The organism is Aliihoeflea sp. PC F10.4 (genome assembly GCF_054612275.1).
Window position 1 is genome coordinate 3,726,875 of the sequence record NZ_JBTSWH010000001.1, and the last position, 23,218, is coordinate 3,750,092.

General features: G+C 62.4%; 25 protein-coding genes and 1 tRNA gene. 13 read left to right on the plus strand and 13 right to left on the minus strand.

Annotated features, from left to right (window positions below; all coding sequences use genetic code 11):
* Positions 1–74 precede the first annotated feature (74 nt).
* Entirely contained in the window at positions 75–1,016 is a 942-nt protein-coding gene (gene gshB, locus ACX82Z_RS18680; RefSeq protein ID WP_459590531.1) for a glutathione synthase, read from the minus strand.
* A gap of 206 nt (positions 1,017–1,222) precedes the next feature.
* On the opposite strand from gshB, the gene ACX82Z_RS18685 reads away from it, so the two are divergent.
* On the plus strand, positions 1,223–2,500 hold the full coding sequence (locus ACX82Z_RS18685; protein WP_459590532.1) for a putative bifunctional diguanylate cyclase/phosphodiesterase: 1,278 nt from the start codon (positions 1,223–1,225) through the stop codon (positions 2,498–2,500).
* On the opposite strand, the gene ACX82Z_RS18690 is transcribed toward ACX82Z_RS18685, so the two are convergent.
* The 3 genes from ACX82Z_RS18690 to ACX82Z_RS18700 form a co-directional block, all read right to left on the minus strand.
* Entirely contained in the window at positions 2,493–2,852 is a 360-nt protein-coding gene (locus ACX82Z_RS18690) for a septal ring lytic transglycosylase RlpA family protein (protein WP_459590534.1), read from the minus strand. The two genes, ACX82Z_RS18685 and ACX82Z_RS18690, sit on opposite strands and share 8 nt — an antisense overlap.
* A 274-nt stretch (positions 2,853–3,126) precedes the next feature.
* Positions 3,127–3,202 (minus strand) — tRNA-Ala (locus ACX82Z_RS18695).
* A 105-nt stretch (positions 3,203–3,307) separates the two neighbouring features.
* Entirely contained in the window at positions 3,308–3,685 is a 378-nt protein-coding gene (locus ACX82Z_RS18700) for a TIGR02300 family protein (RefSeq protein ID WP_459911875.1), read from the minus strand.
* Positions 3,686–3,935: 250 nt separating this feature from the next.
* Here ACX82Z_RS18700 and aroA point away from each other — a divergent pair, with 250 nt between their 5' ends.
* From aroA to ACX82Z_RS18720, 4 genes are all read left to right on the plus strand, one after another.
* Positions 3,936–5,276 (plus strand): 3-phosphoshikimate 1-carboxyvinyltransferase, encoded by a 1,341-nt coding sequence (gene aroA, locus ACX82Z_RS18705; RefSeq protein ID WP_459590535.1) that lies wholly within the window; start codon positions 3,936–3,938, stop codon positions 5,274–5,276.
* A complete protein-coding gene (cmk, locus tag ACX82Z_RS18710; protein WP_459590536.1) occupies positions 5,273–5,920 on the plus strand; it encodes a (d)CMP kinase in 648 nt (215 codons plus the stop codon). The genes aroA and cmk overlap by 4 nt, the downstream gene beginning before the upstream one ends.
* Positions 5,921–6,116: 196 nt before the next feature.
* Positions 6,117–7,820, plus strand: a complete 1,704-nt coding sequence (rpsA, locus tag ACX82Z_RS18715) for a 30S ribosomal protein S1 (RefSeq protein ID WP_459590537.1) — start codon at positions 6,117–6,119, stop codon at positions 7,818–7,820.
* A 144-nt stretch (positions 7,821–7,964) separates the two neighbouring features.
* Positions 7,965–8,162 (plus strand): CsbD family protein, encoded by a 198-nt coding sequence (locus tag ACX82Z_RS18720; RefSeq protein WP_459590539.1) that lies wholly within the window; start codon positions 7,965–7,967, stop codon positions 8,160–8,162.
* Positions 8,163–8,250: 88 nt separating this feature from the next.
* Here ACX82Z_RS18720 and ACX82Z_RS18725 read toward each other — a convergent pair whose 3' ends face one another.
* Positions 8,251–9,315 (minus strand): zinc ABC transporter substrate-binding protein, encoded by a 1,065-nt coding sequence (locus ACX82Z_RS18725; RefSeq protein ID WP_459590540.1) that lies wholly within the window; start codon positions 9,313–9,315, stop codon positions 8,251–8,253.
* A 106-nt stretch (positions 9,316–9,421) separates the two neighbouring features.
* Here ACX82Z_RS18725 and ACX82Z_RS18730 point away from each other — a divergent pair, with 106 nt between their 5' ends.
* The 3 genes from ACX82Z_RS18730 to ACX82Z_RS18740 are packed head-to-tail and all read left to right on the plus strand — an operon-like array spanning position 9,422 to position 11,473.
* Entirely contained in the window at positions 9,422–10,279 is an 858-nt protein-coding gene (locus ACX82Z_RS18730) for an ATP-binding cassette domain-containing protein (RefSeq protein ID WP_459590541.1), read from the plus strand.
* Positions 10,272–11,078 carry a metal ABC transporter permease gene (locus tag ACX82Z_RS18735; RefSeq protein WP_459911877.1) on the plus strand — a complete coding sequence of 269 codons (807 nt, stop codon included), beginning with the start codon at positions 10,272–10,274 and terminating at the stop codon, positions 11,076–11,078. Before ACX82Z_RS18730 ends, ACX82Z_RS18735 begins: the two co-directional genes overlap by 8 nt.
* Positions 11,075–11,473, plus strand: a complete 399-nt coding sequence (locus ACX82Z_RS18740; protein ID WP_459590542.1) for a Fur family transcriptional regulator — start codon at positions 11,075–11,077, stop codon at positions 11,471–11,473. Before ACX82Z_RS18735 ends, ACX82Z_RS18740 begins: the two co-directional genes overlap by 4 nt.
* Positions 11,474–11,477: 4 nt before the next feature.
* On the opposite strand, the gene ACX82Z_RS18745 is transcribed toward ACX82Z_RS18740, so the two are convergent.
* On the minus strand, positions 11,478–11,924 hold the full coding sequence (locus ACX82Z_RS18745) for a Fur family transcriptional regulator (RefSeq protein ID WP_459590543.1): 447 nt from the start codon (positions 11,922–11,924) through the stop codon (positions 11,478–11,480).
* A gap of 151 nt (positions 11,925–12,075) precedes the next feature.
* Between ACX82Z_RS18745 and ACX82Z_RS18750 the strand changes: the two genes are divergently transcribed.
* From ACX82Z_RS18750 to ACX82Z_RS18765, 4 genes are read left to right on the plus strand one after another with little or no spacing between them, the layout of a single operon-like run.
* Positions 12,076–12,960, plus strand: coding sequence for a metal ABC transporter substrate-binding protein (locus ACX82Z_RS18750; RefSeq protein ID WP_459590544.1), 885 nt, complete (start codon positions 12,076–12,078; stop codon positions 12,958–12,960).
* Positions 12,957–13,844 (plus strand): manganese/iron ABC transporter ATP-binding protein, encoded by an 888-nt coding sequence (locus ACX82Z_RS18755; RefSeq protein WP_459590545.1) that lies wholly within the window; start codon positions 12,957–12,959, stop codon positions 13,842–13,844. Before ACX82Z_RS18750 ends, ACX82Z_RS18755 begins: the two co-directional genes overlap by 4 nt.
* The gene (locus ACX82Z_RS18760) at positions 13,841–14,701 is read left to right on the plus strand and encodes a metal ABC transporter permease (RefSeq protein ID WP_459590546.1); all 861 of its coding nucleotides are present in this window, start codon (positions 13,841–13,843) and stop codon (positions 14,699–14,701) included. The genes ACX82Z_RS18755 and ACX82Z_RS18760 overlap by 4 nt, the downstream gene beginning before the upstream one ends.
* Positions 14,698–15,546: a metal ABC transporter permease gene (locus ACX82Z_RS18765; protein WP_459590548.1), complete on the plus strand. Its 849-nt coding sequence runs from the start codon at positions 14,698–14,700 to the stop codon at positions 15,544–15,546. Before ACX82Z_RS18760 ends, ACX82Z_RS18765 begins: the two co-directional genes overlap by 4 nt.
* On the opposite strand, the gene bglA is transcribed toward ACX82Z_RS18765, so the two are convergent.
* The 4 genes from bglA to coxB all read right to left on the minus strand — a co-directional run bounded on the left by bglA (position 15,519) and on the right by coxB (position 21,019).
* Positions 15,519–17,192: a beta-galactosidase BglA gene (gene bglA / locus ACX82Z_RS18770; RefSeq protein WP_459590549.1), complete on the minus strand. Its 1,674-nt coding sequence runs from the start codon at positions 17,190–17,192 to the stop codon at positions 15,519–15,521. The genes ACX82Z_RS18765 and bglA overlap by 28 nt on opposite strands.
* A 97-nt stretch (positions 17,193–17,289) precedes the next feature.
* A complete protein-coding gene (locus ACX82Z_RS18775) occupies positions 17,290–17,655 on the minus strand; it encodes a hypothetical protein (protein WP_459590550.1) in 366 nt (121 codons plus the stop codon).
* Complete coding sequence (gene ctaD, locus ACX82Z_RS18780; RefSeq protein WP_459590551.1) at positions 17,652–20,174, minus strand: cytochrome c oxidase subunit I; 2,523 nt, start codon at positions 20,172–20,174, stop codon at positions 17,652–17,654. Before ctaD ends, ACX82Z_RS18775 begins: the two co-directional genes overlap by 4 nt.
* A complete protein-coding gene (gene coxB / locus ACX82Z_RS18785; RefSeq protein ID WP_459590552.1) occupies positions 20,171–21,019 on the minus strand; it encodes a cytochrome c oxidase subunit II in 849 nt (282 codons plus the stop codon). Before coxB ends, ctaD begins: the two co-directional genes overlap by 4 nt.
* Here coxB and ACX82Z_RS18790 point away from each other — a divergent pair.
* Positions 20,933–21,433 carry a DUF2231 domain-containing protein gene (locus tag ACX82Z_RS18790; protein WP_459590553.1) on the plus strand — a complete coding sequence of 167 codons (501 nt, stop codon included), beginning with the start codon at positions 20,933–20,935 and terminating at the stop codon, positions 21,431–21,433. The two genes, coxB and ACX82Z_RS18790, sit on opposite strands and share 87 nt — an antisense overlap.
* Here the strand turns inward: ACX82Z_RS18790 and ACX82Z_RS18795 are convergent.
* The 3 genes from ACX82Z_RS18795 to ACX82Z_RS18805 all read right to left on the minus strand — a co-directional run bounded on the left by ACX82Z_RS18795 (position 21,411) and on the right by ACX82Z_RS18805 (position 23,216).
* The gene (locus tag ACX82Z_RS18795) at positions 21,411–21,908 is read right to left on the minus strand and encodes a CopD family protein (protein WP_459590554.1); all 498 of its coding nucleotides are present in this window, start codon (positions 21,906–21,908) and stop codon (positions 21,411–21,413) included. The two genes, ACX82Z_RS18790 and ACX82Z_RS18795, sit on opposite strands and share 23 nt — an antisense overlap.
* A gap of 1 nt (position 21,909) precedes the next feature.
* The gene (locus ACX82Z_RS18800; protein ID WP_459590556.1) at positions 21,910–22,656 is read right to left on the minus strand and encodes a cytochrome c oxidase assembly protein; all 747 of its coding nucleotides are present in this window, start codon (positions 22,654–22,656) and stop codon (positions 21,910–21,912) included.
* 164 nt (positions 22,657–22,820) lie between these two features.
* Entirely contained in the window at positions 22,821–23,216 is a 396-nt protein-coding gene (locus tag ACX82Z_RS18805) for a RidA family protein (RefSeq protein ID WP_459911879.1), read from the minus strand.
* Positions 23,217–23,218: the final 2 nt, after the last annotated feature.

Sequence of the window (23,218 nt, forward strand, 5' to 3'; positions counted from 1 at the left end):
GAACAATAAGTGAACGAAAAAGCGCGAAGGTTGTGCCTTGGTTGCACCCGGTTGCAGGGGTGGAACAAACGGTCTCAGTTGCGCTTCACCTCCACCGCATCCCAGAACCGCGCGGCGATATCGACACCGCCGAATTTCTTCACCTCGCGAACGCCCGTAGGCGAGGTTACGTTGATCTCGGTCATGTAGTCGCCGATCACGTCGATGCCGACGAGGATGAAGCCGCGCTCCTTCAGCGACGGGCCGATCCGCGCACATATCTCGCGCTCGCGCTCGGTCAGTTCGGTCGCTTCGGCGCGTCCGCCGACATGCATGTTGGAGCGCGAATCATGCTCGGCCGGCACGCGGTTGATCGCTCCGACCGGCTCGCCGTCGATCAGGATGATGCGCTTGTCGCCCTTGCGGACTTCCTTCAGATAGCGTTGGACGATGAAGGGCTCGCGGAACATCTGCTCGAACATTTCGAGCAGGGAGGCGAGGTTTCGGTCGCCCTCCTGCAGCATGAAGATACCCGCGCCGCCATTTCCATACAGCGGCTTGACGATGATGTCGCCATATTCCTTGCGGAAGGCGTCGACCTCGCGCGGATCCTTGGTAATCAGCGTTTCGGGCATCAGGTCGGGGAACTCGGTAACGAAAATCTTTTCAGGCGAGTTGCGCACCCAGGCAGGGTCGTTGACCACGAGCGTCTTCGGGTGGATGCGCTCGAGAAGATGCGTCGTGGTGATGTAGTTCATGTCGAAAGGCGGGTCCTGGCGCAGGAGAACCACGTCCATTTCGCCGAGATCCATACGCTGCGGCTCACCGAGCGTGAAATGCGCGCCCTTCACGTCGTCCACGCGCATTTCCTCGGCATACGCCGTCACTTTGCCGTTTCGCATCGAAAGACGATCAGGCGTGTAATGAAACAGCGCATGGCCACGCTTTTGCGCTTCCAGCGCCAGCGCGAAAGTGGTGTCGCCCGCAATCGAAACGGTCGAGACATGGTCCATCTGGAAAGCGATTCTCAAGGTCATGGAAGCTCCGGGCCGGCTGGGCGGTAACTGTCGTCACCGCCATCTAGAGGTTTCATATCCGATTGCCAATCCGCGCGCTCAACTCGGTGGCGCTCACGTTTGCGAAAGCTTTTTGTGCAAGCGTGCGCGGCATCATTGAAAAGGGCTGCGAAGCTTTGAGGAGCGCAAGCGAAACAATATCGGTAGCCGATGCGCCGCTGGGGATCATGACCGATCCGCTGACGGGGCTTGGCACGCGGCTTCGTCTCGAAGACAAGATCATCCGCCTGATCGCCAAGCGCAAAGCCGATCCAGCGCCCTTTGCGATCGCCATCGTTGATCTGGACGGCTTCAAGCCGATCAACGATCTTTATGGCCGAAGCGCCGGCGATGGAATTTTGAAACAGGCCGCGCTGCGCCTTCGCGCCGCGCTCGATGACGCATCGACGGTCACGCGGACCGGTTCCGACGAGTTCACGATCTTGTCGCCCTTCGTCTTCAGCGCAAAGGCGGCTGAACGGCTGGCTTACACGCTGGTCGACGTGCTTTCGGCACCCTACGACATCGGTGCGCGCACAGTCCGGCTGACCGCGAGCGTCGGTTCGGCGATCTATGACGACGCGCGTGAAACGCCGCCTCACCTGATCGCCAAGGCCGAAACGGCGCTTTACGAGGCGCGGCGGTCGGGACGAAACCGGGTCGTCGTCTATTCGCCCGAACTCGTCGAGGCCGCGCAGACAGTTACGCGGATTGAGCAGGCATTGCGCCGCGCGGTTTCGAATGGCGAAGTCGAGCCCTGGTTCCAGCCGATCGTCTCGATCAAAACGCGCCGCGTCCTCGGCTTCGAGGCGCTTGCGCGATGGCGCGATCCAGACCTTGGCGTCATTTCGCCGGCTACTTTCATTCCTATCGCCGAAGAGCGCGGCATCATGCCGGACCTGTCGAGGCTCATCCTTCTCAAGGCGGCAGAGACAGCGCGCAACTGGCCCGATCCGCTTTTCCTGTCGTTCAATTTGTCATCCGTCCAACTCATCAACGCGTCGACGGCCGGAGAGGTGATCGCGATTGCCGATAGGGTGGGTTTCGACCCCCGTCGGCTGGAAATCGAGATCACCGAAACCGGACTGATGTCGATGCCGGAAACCGCCGCCTCGATCATCACTGAGTTCAAGGATGCGGGCGTACGGATCGCGCTCGACGATTTCGGCACGGGTCAGTCCTCGCTCGGGCGGTTGCGGGAGTTTCCCTTCGACAAGCTGAAGATCGACCGAAGCTTCGTTTCGAGCCTTTTAAGCGACCGCGCGTCGGAACATATCGTCAAGGCCATTTTGGCGATGTGCATCGGCCTCGAAATGGAAGCGGTAGCTGAAGGCATCGAAGAAGAAGCGCAAGCGGCGCGCCTCGACGAATTCGGCTGTGCGCTTGGCCAGGGCTATCTTTACGGTAGAGCCGTCCCGGCTGCCGCGACGGGCGAACTCGCGGCGACGCCGAAGCCGCTTAACTGACGCCTTCGAGGCAGATCTTGGTGTGGCCGGCATTGATGAAGCCGAGCTTGTTTGCCGCCGCCCGCGAGAGGTCGAGAACGCGCCCTTTCGTGAACGGCCCGCGATCGTTAATGCGCACGACGACCTCCCAACCATTGCGCTGGTTGACGACCTTGATCTTCGATCCGAACGGCAAGCTGCGATGCGCGGCAGTCATGCCTTCGGGGTTCATCCGTTCGCCGGAAGCCGTCTTCGAGGTCAGTGCATACCAGGAAGCACTGCCGCATTGCGCGTTCGCGTGGCCGATCGAAATGGTGAAAGCGATTGCCCCGGCCAGCGCGATGCCGGAAGAGCGAATAAAACGTGCCGTCATGCAAGAAATCCATACCCGTTGATATCAATGTGGCGGGTAGGGGGCGAATGAGACCTCGATGGGGTCGCACAACCCCAAATGGAACACGTTTGGAGTCCGCGGGAAACATAGACCCTTGTCAGGTCAGTAAATTGCGGCGGTGATGAGCGCGGAAAAGGAGCCGGCCCGGACGCCATTCCATTCCAAAGGGTTCGCAATCCTCAGCGGCGCCGCGCGATGCACGCGTCCAATCGGAGGCGTGAGCAAAAAGAATTGCCGTGAAATAAGGGAAAATTGGTGGAGCCAAGCGGGATCGAACCGCTGACCTCCTGCATGCCATGCAGGCGCTCTCCCAGCTGAGCTATGGCCCCATCCGGCCTGTTGCCAAGGCCGGTGCGAGGCGGCTTCTAGCGCCGCCCCGGATCGATTGCAAGCCCAAAAGCGCCTGCCTCGATGCTTTCGCAGACGCCCAAGCGTCAGTTGTCGTCGTCGTCGTCGCCAACCCCGACGATGTCGTCGAGATCGTCGTCATCCTCGTCTTCGTCATCGGCAAGGAAGGTGTCGTCATCATCGTCATTGTCGAGGTCGACATCGTCATCGTCGTCCGACGAATCGCCGCCCTTGGCCTCGTCATCGGCATCTTCGAGCGAAACGGTGTCGGCGTCGCTCTCCACGACTTCCTCTTCCTGCTCCTCGACCTCTTCTTCTTCCTCGATCACGGACCCGCTGTCGAAATAGGAGCGCGGATAGGACTGGCCCGTATAGGGCGAGACGATCGGGTCCTTGTTCAGGTCGTAGAACTTACGACCCGTTTCAGGGCAAATTCGCTTGGTGCCAAGTTCAGCTTTCGCCACGGTGAGCCTCATCGTGTCTTCGGGCTTCTCCCCGCAGCCACCTTCAAAGAATCGGCGCGGGCGAGACAGTCGTATGGGGGATGAAAAGTGCCGGTCCCCATAACGATTGAATGAACGACTGTCAAAGCCAATGTCAACCGCAGATCGCACGGGACGGCGTGTCGGGGATGACCGGGGCAAAAACGCATGTTAGGAAGCCGGTGTTCCGCCACCTTCCGCGCCGCAGCGCCTGTCCCGCAAAGTTTTCGCCATGTCAGCCGTCACAGAACCCAAACCCGCGACCGCTCGCAGCGGAGCCGCCCTCAACGGAACCGTCCGCGTGCCGGGCGACAAGTCGATCTCGCATCGCTCCTTGATGTTCGGCGGGCTGGCGGCAGGCGAAAGCCGCATCACCGGGCTTCTGGAGGGCGAGGACGTGTTGCGCACTGGCGAGGCGATGAAGGCCATGGGCGCGGTCATCGAGAAAAACGGTGCCGAATGGATCGTTTCCGGCACCGGCAACGGCGCGCTGCTTCAAGCCGCCGGCCCGCTCGACTTCGGCAATGCCGGCACCGGCGCGCGCCTGACGATGGGACTTGTCGGCACTTATGACATGGAAACCACGTTCATCGGCGACGCGTCTTTGTCGAAGCGGCCGATGAAACGCATTCTCGATCCCTTGCGCGAATTCGGCACGCAGATCGTCAACATGGCCGATGGCGAGCGTATGCCGATCACGCTGCGCGGTCCCGGGCGTGCGGCGCCGATCACCTATCGCGTTCCGATGGCGTCTGCGCAGGTCAAATCCGCCGTGCTTCTGGCCGGCCTCAACGTGCCGGGCGTGACGACGGTGATCGAACCCGTCATGACGCGCGACCATACCGAAAAGATGCTCGCCGGCTTCGGGGCGCAGATCGAGGTGGAAACGGACGCCGAGGGCGTGCGCCATATCCGCCTTCAGGGCGAACCGAAGCTGACAGGCCAGACGATCCAGGTGCCGGGCGATCCCTCCTCGGCGGCCTTTCCGCTGGTTGCCGCGCTGATCGTGCCCGGCTCCGACATCACCATCGAGAACATGCTGATGAACCCGACCCGCACCGGGCTGATCGACACGCTGATCGAAATGGGCGGCTCGATCGAACTTCTCAACCGGCGCAATGCCGGCGGCGAAGACGTGGCCGACCTGCGCGTGCGTCATTCAGAGCTGAAGGGCGTCACGGTTCCGCCGGAGCGCGCTCCCTTCATGATCGACGAATATCCGGTGCTCGCCGTCGCCGCATCCTTCGCCGAGGGCGAGACGGTGATGGAAGGCCTCGACGAATTGCGCGTCAAGGAGAGCGACCGGCTGACGGCGACCGCCGACGGGCTGAAGGCGAACGGCGTCTCCTGTATCGAAGGCGAGGATTTCCTGCGCGTCACCGGCACGCCCGGCGGCAAGGGCATCGGCGGCGGCACCGTCGCCACGCATCTCGACCATCGCATCGCCATGGCGTTTCTCGTCATGGGCTTTGCCGCGCAAAAACCGGTCACGGTCGACGACCGCGCGATGATCGCGACCAGCTTTCCTGAATTCATGAACCTGATGGCGTCGCTCGGCGCGGAGATCGAATGAACGAAACACCTGAAAGCCGCCCTCTCGTCATCGCTATCGACGGTCCTGCCGCCTCCGGCAAGGGGACGCTGGCGCGGCGGCTGGCAGACCATTACGGACTGCTTCATCTCGACACCGGCCTGACCTACCGCGCCGTCGCGCTTGCGCTTTTGCTGGAAGATCTGTCGCTCGACAACGAGGCGCTGGCCGAACAGGCGGCCGCCAATCTCGATTTCGAAGCGCTCGACCGCAACCGGCTCAACGCCTATGGCGTCGGCGAAGCGGCCTCGCGGGTCGCGGTCATGCCTTCGGTGCGCCGTGCGCTGGTGGCCAAGCAGCGCGAATTTTCGCAGACGCCGCCCGGCGCGGTTCTCGACGGACGGGACATCGGCACGGTCGTGTGCCCCGACGCCGATGTGAAGCTCTACGTCACCGCCTCGCCCGAGGCGCGTGCGCTGCGCCGTCATCAGGACGCGCCGGAGGTTTCCTATGACGACGTTCTTGCCGACATCACGCGCCGCGACGCGCGCGACATGGGCCGCAGCGATTCCCCGCTGAAGCCGGCCGAGGACGCGCACTTGCTCGATACGACGGAAATGGATATAGAAGCGGCCTTCCAGGCGGCGAAATCCCTGATCGACGATCGGCTCGCCACCCGGGCATAAGTCCTGAAGAGCGGACGGCCTGCTTCGCGCCCCTGAGCGGTCGCGATCGCGGGCATTCAGCTTTTTCGAACAGAAATCGGCCCCGTCGCATCCTGCGCCGAACTTTCGATCCGCAAGGATCGATGCGACAGGGGCCTTCATCAACACCAACCCCGGCGCCGCTCGCAGCCCAAGGCTCGAGCTTCCAGGAGCTTAAATGTCAAACGCAAACCCAACCCGTGACGATTTCGCCAGCCTTCTCGAAGAGTCCTTCTCCGAGAACCATTCCGCCGAAGGCTCGGTCGTCAAGGGCATCGTCACGGCCATCGAAAAAGACATGGCCATCATCGACGTCGGCCTGAAGGTCGAAGGCCGCGTTCCGCTGAAGGAATTCGGCGCGAAGGCCAAGGATGGCCAGCTGAAGCCGGGCGACGAGGTCGAAGTCTATGTCGAGCGCATCGAAAACGCGCTGGGCGAAGCCATGCTGTCGCGCGACAAGGCGCGCCGCGAGGAAAGCTGGGTCAAGCTCGAAGCGAAGTTCGAGGCCGGCGAGCGCGTCGAAGGCATCATCTTCAATCAGGTCAAGGGCGGCTTCACGGTCGATCTCGACGGCGCCGTGGCGTTCCTGCCGCGCTCCCAAGTCGACATCCGTCCGATCCGCGACGTCACCCCGCTGATGCACAACCCGCAGCCCTTCGAAATCCTCAAGATGGACAAGCGCCGAGGCAACATCGTCGTTTCGCGCCGCACCGTTCTTGAAGAGAGCCGTGCAGAGCAGCGTTCCGAGATCGTCCAGAACCTCGAAGAGGGTCAGGTCGTCGAGGGCGTCGTCAAGAACATCACCGACTACGGCGCGTTCGTCGACCTCGGCGGTATCGACGGCCTGCTGCACGTCACCGACATGGCCTGGCGCCGCGTCAACCATCCGACGGAAATCCTGTCGATCGGCCAGACCGTCAAGGTCCAGATCATCCGCATCAACCAGGAAACCCACCGTATCTCGCTCGGCATGAAGCAGCTCGAGGCGGATCCGTGGGAGGGCATCGGCACGCGTTACCCGATCGGCAAGCGCGTCACCGGCAAGGTCACGAACATCACCGATTACGGCGCGTTCGTCGAGCTGGAGCCGGGCATCGAAGGCCTCATCCACGTTTCGGAAATGTCCTGGACCAAGAAGAACGTTCACCCCGGCAAGATCCTGTCGACGACGCAGGAAGTCGACGTGGTCGTGCTCGAAGTGGACCCGCAGAAGCGCCGCATCTCGCTTGGCCTCAAGCAGACGCTGGAAAATCCGTGGGAAGTCTTCGCCCGCACCTACCCGGCCGGCTCGGTCGTGGAAGGCGAGGTCAAGAACAAGACCGAATTCGGCCTGTTCATCGGTCTCGAAGGCGATGTCGACGGCATGGTTCACCTCTCCGACCTCGACTGGACGCGTCCGGGCGAGCAGGTCATCGAGGAGTACAACCGCGGCGACATGGTTCAGGCGCAGGTTCTCGATGTCGACATCGAGAAGGAGCGCATCTCGCTCGGCGTCAAGCAGCTCGGCAAGGATGCGATCGGCGATGCCGCCGCTTCCGGCGAACTGCGCAAGGGCGCGATCGTCACCTGTGAAGTCACCGGCATCAAGGATGGCGGCCTCGATGTGAAGCTCGTCGACCACGACATCGAAAGCTTCATCAAGCGTGCCGACCTGTCCCGCGACCGCGACGAGCAGCGCCCAGAGCGTTTCTCGGTCGGCCAGAAGGTCGACGCCCGCGTCACGCAGTTCGACAAGAAGACGCGTCGCCTCACCGTCTCCATCAAGGCGCTGGAAATCGCCGAGGAGAAGGAAGCGGTCGCCCAGTACGGTTCGACCGATTCGGGCGCTTCGCTCGGCGACATTCTCGGCGCCGCGCTAAAGAAGCAGAACACCGACAACTAAGCCTCAGCGCTTCATTGAAACGACAAAGACCCCGCCGGAGCGATCCGGCGGGGTTTTTCATTGCGGAACCTGCTGCGAGCCTGACGCGTTTCCTATTCAAGACGGAGCAACCGTCCATCGATATGAACGAGGAAGGATTTCGCGATGAACTGGAATCAGATCGAAGGCAATTGGGAGCAGTTCAAGGGCAAGGCCCAGAAGCAGTGGGGCAAGCTCACCAATGACGATCTCGACGTGATCCGCGGCAACCGCAAGGAACTTGCGGGCAAGCTGCAGGCTCATTACGGCAAGACGCAGGAAGAGGTCGAGCGTGAGATCGACGACTGGTCAGCGCGCCACTGATTGGCTCTGACGGCCGCCGCCCGCATAGCGGGTGGTTCCGGTCCGGCGAAAGGCTCCGCTTCGGCGGAGCCTTTTTCGTTTACAGGCGTCAGTCTTCGCCGTTGAGGCAGGATGTCGCCGAATTCGTCATATTGCCAATCAGTTCGAAATAGAGGTCCGGCCCGTCCGTAAGATCGGCTCCGAGCGGGTCGAGCACGCCAGAGCGTGCATCCGTCCCTTCGGTGACGACGGAGACGAGTCGTGGTTCGAATTGCGGCTCGGAAAAGACGCAGGAGACGCTAAGTTCTCGGATACGATCGCGGATTTCGCCGATGCGCTGCGCGCCGGGCATGACGTCCGGGCTGACGGTGATCGATCCGGCTGCCGGAAAATCGAACCGGTTCTCGTAATATTGATAGGCGTCGTGAAACACGACGAAGCCGCGATTCTCGACTGCCTCCAATTCGGAACGCGTATCGGCCAGCAACTCATCCAGCCGCAAGATGGTCGCTTCGGCATTCTCGGCATATCTCGCGGCATTTTTGGGATCGGCCCGCGAAAGGGCCGCTTCGATCTCACCGACCATCGCTTTCGCATTTTCGGGATCGAGCCACAGATGCATGTCATGCGAGCCGTGATCATGGTCGTGACCGTGATCATGTGCATGGTCGTTGCCCGCATCCTCATGGGAATGGTCGTGGCTATGCTCGTGCGACTCGGCGTCATCATCGTGACTGTGATCATGCTCATGGCCGTGGTCATGTGCACTCTCGCCGGCTTCATGATCATGCGCGTGCTCATGGCTTTCGAACGGGCCGCCCTCGCGATAAGGCAGCAGCGTCATGCCTTCGGCTTCGCCGAGCTCGACCACTTCAGCGCTTCCTGCCAACGTCTCTAGCGGCCCTCGCAGGAACATCTCCATGTCCGGGCCGATCCAGAAAACGACGGATGCACCTTCGAGCATCCGAGCCTCGGACGGGCGCATCGAATAGGTGTGCGGCGATCCTGCACCCGACACGACCAGCGATGGTTCACCAACGCCTTCCATGACGGCGGCGACCAGCGAATGCACCGGCTTGATGGAAGCCACCACGCCATCGAGGGCGCTGGCCGGAGCCGAGCCAAACCCGACGAGAGCCGTAGCGGAGAGAAGGAAAATGCGAAGTCGCGCCATGGCAGGATCACCAATCCGTAATAACATTACATCAATTGCGTAATGCTATAACGTCCGCTATATCCGTGTTGCAAGCCATAAAGTTGGATTTTTTGAAAGCACTGCGATGCTGAAACGACCCGAGTCATCCGGTGAGACGCTCGTGGAAATGACCGGAGCGGGCGTTCACCGCGCCGGGCGCTGGCTGGTGCGCGGCGTCGACATGGCCGTGCGCGCCGGCGAAATCGTCACGCTGATCGGCCCGAACGGCTCGGGCAAGAGCACGACAGCCAAGACCGCCATCGGCATCCTGAAACCTCAGGAGGGCAAGGTGACGCGCAAGGCCGGCCTGACCGTCGGATATGTGCCGCAAAAGCTTGCCATCGACTGGACGCTTCCCCTGTCGGTCGAACGTCTGATGCGCCTGACGGGATCGCCGACGGCATCGCAAATCGATGCCGCGCTCGATGCGACGGGCGTTTCCCACCTCGCCAAGGTGCAGGTGCAAGGACTGTCCGGCGGCGAATTCCAGCGCGTCCTTCTCGCCCGCGCCATCGCGCGCAAGCCCGATCTGCTCGTCCTCGACGAGCCGGTTCAGGGCGTCGACTTTTCCGGCGAGGTGGCACTTTACGATCTCATCGCCAAAATCCGCGACGAAACGGGCTGCGGCATCCTTTTGATCTCGCACGATCTTCATGTCGTCATGGCCGACACCGACACCGTGATCTGCCTCAACGGCCATGTGTGCTGCCGGGGAACGCCGCAGACGGTCGCGGCAAGCCCCGAATATCTGCAACTCTTCGGCGCGCGGGCGGCCGAAACGCTCGGAATCTACCGTCATCGCCACGATCATACGCATCTGGCCGATGGGCGCGTGCTGCACACGGACGGTTCCGTGACCGATCATTGCCACCCCGATGACGGGCATCATGACCACGACCATGGGCATACCCACGACCACAGCCATGATGGCCGCCATGCTTGATGATTTCTTCACCCGCGCGCTTCTTGCCGGCATCGGCGTCGCGCTCATGGTCGGTCCGCTCGGCTGCTTCATCGTGTGGCGGCGCATGGCCTATTTCGGCGACACGATGGCGCATTCGGCGCTGCTCGGCGTTGCGCTCGCCTTCCTCTTCCAGATCAATTTGATGGCGGGCGTCTTCCTCGTCGCCTCGCTGGTCTCGATCGCGCTGCTCCTCCTCCAGCGTCGCGGCGCACTTTCCACCGATGCGCTGCTCGGCATCCTGTCGCATTCGACGCTCGCGCTCGGCCTCGTCATGGTTGCGTTCATGAGTTGGGTGCGCGTCGATCTGATGGGCTTCCTGTTCGGCGACATTCTCGCCGTTTCGCGCGCGGATATCGCTTTCGTCTATGGCGGCGGCGCGCTCATCCTCGCCATCATGGCGTGGCTCTGGAAGCCGCTTCTGGCCTCCACTGTCAACGAGGAACTCGCCGAAGCCGAAGGCATGGCGCCGGAGCGTGCGCGGTTCGTCTTCATGCTTTTGATGGCGCTCGTCATCGCCATTGCCATGAAAATCGTCGGCGTCCTTTTGATCACCTCGCTGCTGATCATTCCAGCAGCCACGGCCCGGCGGTTTTCATCCACGCCCGAGATGATGGCGGTGCTCGCCTCGGCTATCGGCGTTGCGGCCGTGATCGGCGGGCTTTACGGCTCGCTTCATTTCGACACACCGTCCGGCCCGTCGATCGTCGTCGCCGCGCTCGCCATCTTTCTGCTAAGCTTGTTATCCTTCGGAACGCGATCCTCGAAAGCGCTGCCATGACCGCCCATCACGACCTGACGAAAAACCAGGAACTCGTTTTCGGCACACTGGCCGCCGCTGACGGGCCGCTTTCGGCCTATACGATCCTCGACCGGCTGCGCGATCGCGGCTTTCGCGCGCCGCTCCAGGTTTATCGCGCGCTCGACAAGCTGACCGATTACGGGCTCGTCCACCGGCTGGAAACGATCAATTCCTTCGTCGCCTGCGCCGGGCCGCATTGCCACGACCATGGCAGCCTCGCCTTCGCGATCTGCGAAAAATGCGGGCAGGTGGAGGAGTTTTCCGACAAGACGGTCGAAAAGCGGCTTGGCGAATGGTCGCGCGAGCACGGCTTCAGGCCGACCAAGACGGCGATCGAGATTCGCGGCATCTGCGCGACGTGTCTCGCCGCTTAGCCGGCTATCTGGATCTGCTCTTCCCTGTCCGCCGCTTGCGCCCGTAAAGCTCAAGCCGGTGGTGGACGATGTCGTAGCCGAGTTCGCGCGCGATCTCTTCCTGCAATTCCTCAATGCGGGCCGAATGGAATTCGATCACGTCGCCCGTATCGAGGTCGATCAGATGGTCGTGATGCTCCTCGCCGGCCGGCTCGAAGCGTGAGGGGCCGCCTTCGAAGGCATGACGATGGATCGCGCCGATGCCTTCGAGCAGCTTCATCGTGCGGTAGACGGTCGACAGCGAAATCCCCGAATCGATCTCGACCGCGCGCTTGAAGATTTCGAGCGCGTCCGGATGGTCGCCCGCCTCAGACAGGATCGACAGGATCACCTTGCGCGGCCGCGTGATGCGTACGCCGGTCTTGCGCAATTCGGCTTCGTAATCGGGGCGGGTATGCGTCGTCTCAGTCATGACCGGACTATGCGCCAGTTGCGAATGCGATGCAAAGTGCAGATTTCGCAACTGGATGCCTTCTAGTTGCAAACGATTTGCAATTGCATTGACGTTCACTCATCATGACGCTACGTATGCGGTAACGGAAACATCGGAGCGCTCCCTGTCCATGCGAATTCTGCGCAGCCTCGCCATCGCCGCCGGCCTCGTTCTTGTCACTACCGCCGCCCGCACCGAGGACTTCAAGGTGGTGACGACCTTCACCGTCATCGCCGACATGGCACGCAACGTCGCGGGCGATGCGGCAACGGTCGAATCGATCACCCGCCCCGGCGCGGAAATTCACGAATACCAGCCGACGCCTCGCGATCTGGTGCGCGCACAGGACGCCGACCTGATCTTGTGGAACGGTCTCAATCTGGAACTTTGGTTCGAACGCTTTTTCGCAAATCTGTCCGACGTGCCGGGCGTCACCGTCTCGGACGGTGTTGAGCCGATGAGCATCGGTGACGGCCCCTATGAAGGCCAGCCCAACCCGCATGCATGGATGTCGCCGTCGGCCGCACTGATCTATGTCGACAACATCGCCGCCGCTTTCGCCGAGCACGACCCCGACAATGCCGAGACCTACCGGGCTAACGCCGAAGCGTATAAGGCCGAGATCGAGACCACGGTCGCGCCGCTGCGCGCTGAGATCGGCGCGATCCCGGAGGAGCGGCGCTGGCTGGTGACGAGCGAGGGTGCGTTCTCCTATCTCGCGCGCGATTTCGGCCTTCGGGAGCTTTATCTGTGGCCGATCAATGCCGACGCGCAAGGCACGCCGCAGCAGGTGCGCCGCGTCATCGACGCGGTGCGGCAAAACTCCATTCCTGCCGTCTTTTCCGAAAGTACGGTTTCGGCCGCACCCGCCCAGCAGGTCGCGCGCGAGACGGGGGCGGCCTATGGCGGCGTGCTCTATGTCGACTCGCTGTCGGAGAGTAACGGCCCGGTGCCGACCTATCTCGACCTTTTGCGCGTGACGACGGAGACGATAGTAAAAGGCCTTTCGCAATGAATGTCGAAGCCCGAAAACCGGTCGCGGCAGACGCCCAGGGTCTTAGCGTCGAGGGTGTGACCGTCACCTATCGCAACGGGCAAACGGCCCTGCACGACGCCTCCTTCGCCATTCCGCGCGGCACGATCACCGCGCTCGTCGGCGTCAACGGTTCGGGCAAGTCGACGCTCTTCAAGTCGATCATGGGTCTCGTCAACACAGGCGGCGGCACCGTCACCGTGTTTGGCGAGCCTGCGGGCAAAGCCCTCAAGCGCAACGTCATCGCCTATGTTCCGCAGTCGGAGGAAGTCGACTGGAATTTTCCCGTCCTTGTCGAGGACGTGGTGATGATGGGTCGCTACGGCCATATGGGTTTCCTGCGCATCGCCTCGGCACGCGACCGCGAAATGGTCGACGCGGCACTCGCCCGGGTTGGAATGACTGCATACGCCAAACGGCAGATCGGCGAATTGTCCGGTGGCCAGAAGAAGCGCGTCTTCCTCGCCCGCGCGCTCGCGCAGGAAGGGCGGTTGATCTTGCTCGACGAGCCGTTCACCGGCGTCGACGTGACGACCGAAGAAGCCATCATCAAGCTCTTGCAGGAATTGCGCGAGGAGGGCCGCGTGATGCTCGTTTCCACGCATAATCTCGGTTCGGTGCCGGAATTCTGCGACCGGGCGATCCTTTTGAACAGGACCGTCCTTGCCTCCGGGCTGACGGAGGAAGTCTTTACGCGAGCCAATCTCGAACGCGCCTTCGGCGGCGTGTTGCGCCACTTCGTGCTCGGCGGCGCAGATCTGCATGACGACGAGGACGCGCGCCACGTCACTGTCCTCACCGACGACGAGCGCCCCTTCGTGCTTTACGGCGACGAGACGAAAAAGACAGGCGGGCCGGCCGCATGATCGAGACGCTGATCGAGCCGTTCACCTACAGCTACATCTTCAACGCGATGTGGGTCAGCGCTCTGGTCGGGGCGACCTGCGCGTTCCTGTCGGCCTATCTGATGCTCAAGGGCTGGTCGCTGATCGGCGATGCGCTCTCGCACTCCATCGTACCGGGCGTTGCCGGAGCCTACATGCTCGGCCTGCCTTTCGCGGCAGGGGCGTTTCTTTCCGGAGGACTGGCCGCCGCCGCGATGCTGTTCCTGTCGGCGCAGACCAAGCTGCGGCAGGACGCGGTGATCGGACTGATCTTCACCTCATTCTTCGGCCTCGGCCTCTTCATGATCTCGCTGTCGCCCGTTTCGGTGAACATCCAGACCATCGTGCTTGGCAACATTCTCGCCATCACGCCGGCCGACACGCTGCAACTCGTCATCATCTCCGGCGTCTCGCTCGCCATCCTCATCGCCAAATGGCGCGACCTGATGGTCGTCTTCTTCGACGAGACCCACGCGCGCTCCATCGGCCTGCGCCCGAACGTCCTCAAGGTTGTTTTCTTTACGCTGCTCGCTGCCTCCACCGTCGCCGCGCTACAGACCGTCGGCGCGTTTCTTGTCATCGCCATGGTGGTGACGCCCGGCGCGACGGCCTACCTCCTGACCGACCGCTTCCCGCGCCTGATCGTCATTTCGGTCGCCATCGGCGCTCTGACGAGCCTGATCGGAGCCTATGCGAGCTTTCATCTCGATGGCGCAACGGGCGGCGTGATCGTCGTGTTGCAAACGCTGGTGTTCCTCGCCGCCTTCCTCTTCGCGCCGAAGCACGGATTGATCGCGATCCGACGCCTTGCTCGCACCAGTTCGGAAGCCGACGCATGATCGAGACGCTCGTCGCCCCTTTCCAGTTTCCCTTCATGCAGCAGGCATTCGTCATCTCGATGCTGGTCGCGCTGCCGATGGGGCTTTTGTCGCCCTACCTCGTCCTCAAGGGCTGGTCGTTGATGGGCGACGCGATCAGCCATGCCGTTCTGCCGGGTATCGTTCTCGCTTACGTCGCCGGCCTGCCACTGGCGCTCGGGGCGTTCGCCGCCGGGCTCCTGTGCGCCATCGCCACCGGCTTTTTGAAGGACAATTCGCGCATCAAGGAAGACACCGCCATGGGGGTCGTCTTTTCGGGCATGTTCGGGCTTGGCCTCGTCATGTTCGTCGCGATCGAGACGAGCGTTCACCTCTCCCATATCCTGTTCGGCGACGTGCTCGGCATCACCTGGCGCGATATTGGCGAAACCGGCATCATTGCAGGCGCGACGGTGCTCGCGCTCATTGTCTTCGGCCGTGATCTGATGCTGTTCTCCTTCGACCCTGGTCACGCGCGCACGGTCGGCCTCAAGGTGAGGTTCCTGCATTACGGGCTTTTGACCATGCTTTCGCTGACCATTGTCGGCGGCTTGCAGGCAGTCGGCATCATCCTCGCCATCGCGTTTTTGATCGCTCCCGGAGCCATCGCGTTCCTGATGACGCGCACCTTCCGCGCTATGATGATCGTTTCGGCATGCGTCGCGGTTTTTTCAGCCGCGCTTGGAATCTACCTGTCGTTCTTCATCGATTCAGCGCCAGCGCCGACCATCGTTCTGGTCATGGCTTCGCTGTTCCTCGCTTCGTTCGCATGGTCGCAAATCCGCGACCGCCGCGCCGTTCAGGCTATCTCGGCGAAGAAAGCCTGATACGGCCCGAGCCTGATTTCGCCGGTCTCATAGGTGCCGACGAAACCGTGCTCGTCCAGCGGCACGAGTTTCAGGTCGTCGACGGCAAAGGAAACCTCGCCGCAACCCAGATTGAAGGCGCACAGCAGGCGCTCGTCCGCATCGCGCCGCTCGAACACCAGCGCATCCCCTTCCGCGACGAGGAAGGTGATCGATCCCTTGATCAGCGCGACATGGTTGCGGCGGAAGGCCAGGAACCGACGATAATGTTCAAGCACGGAATCCGGCCGGCCGATCTGCGCAGACACAGACAGAGGCCCATGCGTGGGTGAGACCGGCAACCACGGAACGCCCTCCGAAAAGCCGGACGCGTTGTCGCCCTCCTCCCACACCATCGGCGTGCGGCATCCGTCACGGCCGCGATATTCGGGCCAGAAGCGGATACCGTAGGGATCGCGCAAATCCTCGAAGGCGAGTTCGGCTTCCGGCAGGCCCAGTTCCTCGCCCTGATAAAGGCAAACGGAGCCGCGCAGCGAAAAGAGCAGCGCCGAGACGATCTTGACGTAGGCGACGGGGTCCATCTCCCATTCGCCCCAGCGCGAGGCGTGGCGCATGACGTCATGATTGGAAAAAGCCCAGCAGGACCAGCCTGTGCGCGCGACGGTCTCGAATTCTTCGAGCACGCGGCGCACGCGCGGCGCCGAAATCTTCATAGGCTGGAGGAAGTCGAACGCGTAGCACATATGCACGCGCTCGTTGCCGGCCGTGTAGGCGGCGACGATGTCGAGCCCGCGCTGCGCGTCGCCCACCTCGCCGACCGTCGTCACACCCGGATATTCATCGAGCAGCGCACGGAATCGACGCAGGAAATCGAGGTTTTCCGGCTGGCTCTTGTCGTAGAGATGATCCTGATAATTATACGGATTGACGGAAGGCGCGATGGAATCGTTACGCTGATCCTCCGGCAAGGCCGGATTGTCCTCCAGCCCCTTGGAGTGAAAAAAGAAGTTGATCACGTCGAGCCGGAATCCGTCGACGCCCCGGTCAAGCCAGAAGCGGGCGATGTCGAGAAGTTCGGTCTGAACTTCCTCATTGTGAAAATTCAGGTCCGGCTGCTCGGACAGGAAATTGTGCAGGTAATATTGCCGGCGCGGGCTATCCCATTGCCAGGCCGAACCGCCGAACATCGACAGCCAGTTGTTGGGCGGCGAGCCGTCCGGCTTCGGGTCCGCCCACACGAACCAGTCGGCCTTCGGATTGGTCTTGTTTACCCGGCTTTCGATGAACCAGGGATGCTCGAACGCGGTGTGCGACAGGACGAGGTCGATCATGACCTTCAGGCCCAGTCGATGCGCCTCGGAAATCAGCGCGTCGAAATCCTCCAGCGTACCGAACATCGGGTCGACGTCGCGATAATCGGCGATGTCGTAGCCGAAATCGCGCTGCGGCGACTTGAAGAACGGCGAAATCCAGATCGCATCGACGCCGAGCGAAGCGACATGCGGCAGGCGGCGCACGATGCCGGCCAGATCGCCGATCCCGTCGCCGTTCGAATCCTGAAAGGAGCGCGGATAGATCTGGTAGATCACCGCGCCACGCCACCATTCGGCATCGACCGTTTTGGGCGCAGTTACGGGGTGGGCGAGCGTGGCTCTCACGTCATCCATCTCGGTTTTCCGTTGGCTGGGACTAGGATTCTGCCCGGTCGGGCGCGATGAGCCATGAGAGCTAACAAATGTGAAGTTTTGATAGCAAGCCGGTTCGTCAGTAGCAGGAGGTGAGGAAAAGCACCGGGCCAAGCGAAAACAGCGTGGAGGCGAGCGCGGCCCAGGCGGCCAGCCATGCCGCGCTTTCGACGAACGGCTTCAGCGTCAGCCCCTCGCCGCCCGCCGCCTTGCGGTGCGCATTCGAGACACGAACCACGGCCCAGCCCGCGCCGAGCGAGACGAGTAGAAGCGCTATAAGCACCACGCGTTGCAGTGAGATGGGTCCGATTGCCGCAATCTCGTCCCATCCAAAAGCGCAGCCGATGGACAGCACCGAATAGAGCGCAGCGAAGGCGACTGCCCAAACGAGAAAGCCGGCCATCATCCATACGATACGCCACGCGGAAACGCGCTCTGCCATCATTGCGCGCCTCCCGAAGCCGAGACGATCAACGGCATGACGAGAACGAGCGCGATGCCGACGATGCCGGTCAACGCCGTATAATCGTGCCAGAGCTTGCCGATGCGCAGATCGAGGCTGCGGCGGGCCGATACGCGACCGATATGGATGCGCCAGACGCCGAACAGCGCAAAGACGATGCCGAGCGCCGAATGAAGCGCGATGTAGCACAGCGTAAAAAAGGCCGTCGCCGCATAGGCGTGGCTGGTCGGCTCCGGTAACGCCGTGGCGATCAGGTAGAAGATGAGGCCGGTCGCCAGAACATGCGATCCGGCGCTCGCCATAAGCAGCACGGACGCGCCGCCGCCAGATGCATTGGCCTGAACCGCCATGCGCGCCGTGAGCGCTGCACCGAGAAGCGCGATGGCGGCGAGCGCGGGCGGGAGCAATCCCGTCTCGACGAGTTCGGCGGGCGGCCAACCCGGCGCGACGAGCCACAGGAAGAACACGGCGAAGATCAGCGAGGCGAACAAGGTCCCGTTGCAGATCAGCGTGAACACCATCGCCCACCAGGATGGCGGACCGTCCGCTTCGTAATGCGTCGGCACGGACGTGCCCTTGCCGATGTCCAGGTCGCCGTGATCGCGCTCCATGCCAGTCGCATGGGTCCAGCGCAGGCACAGGACCAGCACGAGCGCCAGTGGCAGAAGCGACCACCAGTAAAGCTTGAACAGGAGGCACAGCACGAACGCGCCGATGGTCAGCGCCGTCCAAAGCGGCAGGAAGGTCGAGTTCGGCAGGATGATCGTCTGGTCCGGACGGCCGCTCGTCATGTCGACTCCGAGCGTTTCCATCCAGCCATGGCGAGCAAAGCCGAGATACCCTCGTCCGGCGGCAAGTTCGTTGCCGATCGCATGCGGGTCGAGCATGTCCGCACGGCGCTCGACCAGCGGCAGAGCCGCGAAATTGTAAGATGGCGGCGGATTGGGCTGCGCCCATTCGAGCGTCTTCGCTCCCCACGGATTGCGCCGGTAGGGTTTCCCGTAGCGGAACTGCAGGACGATATCGATGACGATCAGCGCAAAGCCCATTGTAAGGATGAACCCGCCGACGGACGACAAGAGGTTGAGCCAGTCCCAGCCGACGCCCGACGGGTAGGTGTGGACGCGTCTGGGCATGCCGCGCAGGCCCGTCATGTGCATCATGAAGAACGTCATGTTGAAGCCGACGAAGATCAGCCAGAAGGCCGGCACGGAAAGCCGGTGCATGGTCAGCCGTCCGGTGACGTGCGGCAGCCAGTAATAGGCGGCGGCGAGCATCGGGAAGATGAAGCCGCCGACGAGCACATAGTGCAGATGCGCGACGACGAAATAGCTGTCGTGGACCTGCCAGTTGAAGGGCACCATGGCGAGCATGACGCCCGTCAGCCCGCCCAGCACGAAGACGAACAGGAAGCCGAAGACGTAGAGCATCGGCACGTCCAGACGCGGGCGCCCATGCGCGAGCGTTGCCAGCCAGGCGAAAATCTGCACCGCCGTCGGGATCGCGACCAGCGCGCTCGCCGCCGAAAAGAAAGCCAGCGCCAGATGCGGAATGCCCACCGTGAACATGTGATGGACCCACAGGCCGAAGGACAGGAATGCGACCGCGACGATCGCAACGACGATCGCGCGGTAGCCCATCAGTTCCTGTCTGGCGAAGACGGGAATGATGGTCGAGATCGCGCCCGCCGCCGGCAGGAAGATGATGTAGACTTCCGGATGGCCGAACAGCCAGAACAGGTGCTGCCACAAAAGCGAATCGCCGCCGCGCGTCGGGTCGAAGAAGGGCAGATCGAAGGCGCGTTCGAGTTCGAGCAGGATCGAGCCGAGGATCAGCGGCGGGAAGCCGACCAGCATCATCCCGGCCGTGACGAGCAGATACCAGCCCATGATCGGCATGCGATTGAGCGACATGCCCGGCGCGCGCATCTTCAGGATCGTCACGGTAATCTCGACAGCCGCCGCTATTGCCGAAATCTCGACGAAGGTGATGCCGAGCAGCCAGACATCCGCATTGATGCCGGGCGTATACGTCGAGGACGACAGCGGCGTATACATGAACCAGCCGCTGTCGGGTGCGACGCCCATCAGCATCGCCACGATCAGGATCGAGCCGCCGAAGATGTAGCAATAAAAGCCGAGCGCGGTCAGGCGTGGAAAGGCAAGGTCGCGCGCGCCCAGAAGCTTGGGCAGGAAATAGATCGCCATGCCCTCGAACATCGGGATCGCGAAGAGGAACATCATCACCGTGCCGTGCATGGTGAAAATCTGGTTGTAGATTTCCGGCCCAACGAAGGCGGTGTTCGGCGTGGCAAGCTGCGCGCGGATCAGCATCGACAAGATGCCGCCGATGGCGAAGAATACGAAGGCAGCGACCATGAAGCGCTTGCCGAGGATCGTATGGTTGACGGCGGCAAGGCGCTGCAGGCCCGGCCCGGTCTTCCAGATTTCATCCAGTTCGCGATGGAGCCGAATGGCGTTGGATTTCGGTTGCTCGCTCATCGGCCGGCCCTCGCAATGGCGGCAGCGCGTGCGGCCTCGTATTGTTCCGGTTCGTGCGCGATCACGGTAAAGCGCATGCGCGTATGGCCATCGCCACAGAACTCGGCGCACACGCCGCGATAGGTGCCGGGCCGGTCGGCCTCGATCCGCAGAACGTTTTCATGACCGGGAATGGCGTCGATCTTGCCGGCAAGGCGCGGCACCCAGAAGGAATGAATGACGTCGGACGTCGTCACCACCACGTCGACCGGTGTTCCGGCGGGAATGTGCAGTTGCAACGTCTGTCCCTCGGCATCGTCATAGCCGAACTGCCAGTTCCACTGATGCGCCATCGCATGGACGCGCAGCGGCTGGTTCTCCATCGGCTTCGGGATCAATCGCTCGCCAAGCACGAAAGCGGACGTGACGAGCGCGATCAGGACGATCACCGGCATGATAAGCCCGCCGCCCACGACCCACTGCCCGAGCGAAAAGCGCGCAAGCGCCCCCGGACGCCAGAAGGCCCAGGCGAAAAGGCCCATGACCAAGACGAACAAAACCGCCGAGCCCCAGAACATGATCCACCACAGGATCGCGATGTTGGAAGCGGCGGGGCCTGCCGGATCGAGCGTGGAGAGCGGGCCCGAACAGGCGGCGAGCGGCGTCAGCGCGACAAGCGGAGCGATCCGCCACTCGACAGCGCGCGCGCGCGCTCTAGAATCCGGTTTTGCGGAACGAGGCAGGATCGTCTCCGTCGAGGCTGGAACAAGGGACTTTGCATGAGCGAGACGCGCGACCGGGGCAATCCCGTCATCGAGGAAGTGGCCGAGGAGGAGATCGCCTCCACCGTCGCCGTCGCCGGTCATCCGATCCACGCCATGAGCGTGCATTTCCCGATCGCGCTCGTCTTCGCCGTGCTCGGCTGCGACATTTTCTACTGGTGGTCGGGTGACCCGTTCTGGGTGCGCGTCAGCGTTTGGGCGGCGGGCTTCGCCTTCGCGACCGGCGTTGCGGCGGGCATCGTCGGCACGCTGGAACTGCTCCTCGTTCCGGGCATCCGCATGCGCGTTGCAAGCTGGACGCACGCGGTCGCCGCCATGACGTTGCTCGCGATCGCCGGCACGAACTGGGGGCTGCGCCTCATCGAGCCGTCCGCGATCCTGCCGCACGGCCTGCTCCTTTCGGTGCTGGCTTCGATCTTCACGGGTCTGGCCGGCTGGCATGGCGGAAAGCTCGTTTTCGATCACGGTGTCGGCCTCATCGTGACAGCGAAGGAATGAATTCGGCGACGAAATCGCGCAAAGCGCCCGGCCGCGTGAAATCGACCGGCACCCAGTCCCAATGGAGTGGGGGCTTTGCCAGCACCACGACGAGGATGGCGAAGACGACGAGCGTCGTTGCGATCGTCACGCCGACGAAGCGCCAGCCCGGATAGCTTTCGCCGTCCTCGAACAGGCGGATGATGACGAGGCCGGTCAGGATATGAATCACGACCAAAACGCCGACGAACGCCATCTTGACTGAGAACCATTCGACAAAGGTGGCCTGAAGGAAGATCAGAGCGATGCCCGAGCCGATCGACACGAAGGCGGCCGGCGAAATGATCGAGACATAGGCGAAGCGCACCAATCCCTGAAGCCGGTAAAGCGCGTCACCCTCGACTGCATGGCGCTGGGCGTAGAGACCCGGCAGGCAGATCAGCCCCGCGCACCAGATCGAAATAGCGGCCATGTGAATGAATTTCAGCCACACCATCTCAGTGCGGCCGGCCGGAATAGGATTCAGCCTCGCCGAACTGCCGCCAGGCGATAAGAAGGGCCACCAGCAGATAGGGAAGCGCCGCAGGCACCCACATCAAAAGACCCGCAAGTTGCTGGTCGGCAAGCGGCGTCAGCCCATAGGGCAGCGTCGTCGTCAGATGCGGTTCGTAAAGCGGCCTGCCTGCAAAGGTCAAAAGCGCGCCAAGCATGCCCATCTGCACGATCGAGCCGAGAAGACCCGACAGGGCCGGGCCGGGACGTGCGGCGAAAATCGCCTGCCACATGAAGAATGCCGAAAAGAACAACGTCAGTTCCATTGCCCAGTAGACCGGCATCGAGGCCAGCGCCCATTCATAGGGCACAGGCGCATGCCAGACCCACATCAGCACGGTATGGGCGAGGAAGAACGGCGAGACCGGCAGTCGCGCAAACCGCGTCGGCATCGCCAGCGCCAGAAGCGGCGCGGCGAAGGCGACAAGCAGCAGATGATGGGCGATGCGCGCAGAGAACAGAGCCGTCGAGAGCGCGCAGATCGGCGAGACGAAGGCGACCAGCAAAATTACAAGTGCACCCAGCCCGTATCGCGAGCGGGCAACATCCCTGAGATGAGCGCGCGAGGCAAGCAGCGCTCCGCCGCCCATCAGCGCAAAGATGATGATCAGAAGCGGATCGAAATTCCACGTCATCCAAAGATCGGCCGGAAGCGGCGCAGGTCCGCAATAGGGGATCGCAGAGGCGTTCATGGCCGACTGCCTTTAGCGGTCGAGATTTTCTTCACCGCGCCCAATATAGCGGGTTCGGCCATAGCCAGCGTATGGAAAATCCGATCGTACACGCGCTTCCCCTCAGCGTTCACATTGCGTGAACGTTCCTGCCTGTCGCAGGTTCCATCAGGTTACGCGGAAAATCAGTCCGGGACGACGGCGGTCGCCTCGATCTCGACCTTCGCGTCGTCCTCGATCAGGGCGACGACCTGCACCATCGCCATCGCCGGGAAATTGCGGCCGATCACCTCGCGATAGGCTGCTCCTATCCCCTTCAAATTGTCGAGATAAGCGCTCTTGTCGGTGATGTACCACGTCATGCGTGTCAGGTGCTGCGGACCGGCGCCGGCCTCCGCGAGAATGTCGACGATATTCTGCAATGTCTGCCTCGTCTGGCCGACAAGGTCCTTTTCCTCGAAGACCTGATCTGCCGTCCACCCGATCTGGCCGCCGACATAGACGGTGCGTCCACGCGCCGCGACGCCGTTGGCGTAGCCGGACGCCTTCTTCCAGTTTGCCGGATGCAGGATTTCGTGGATGG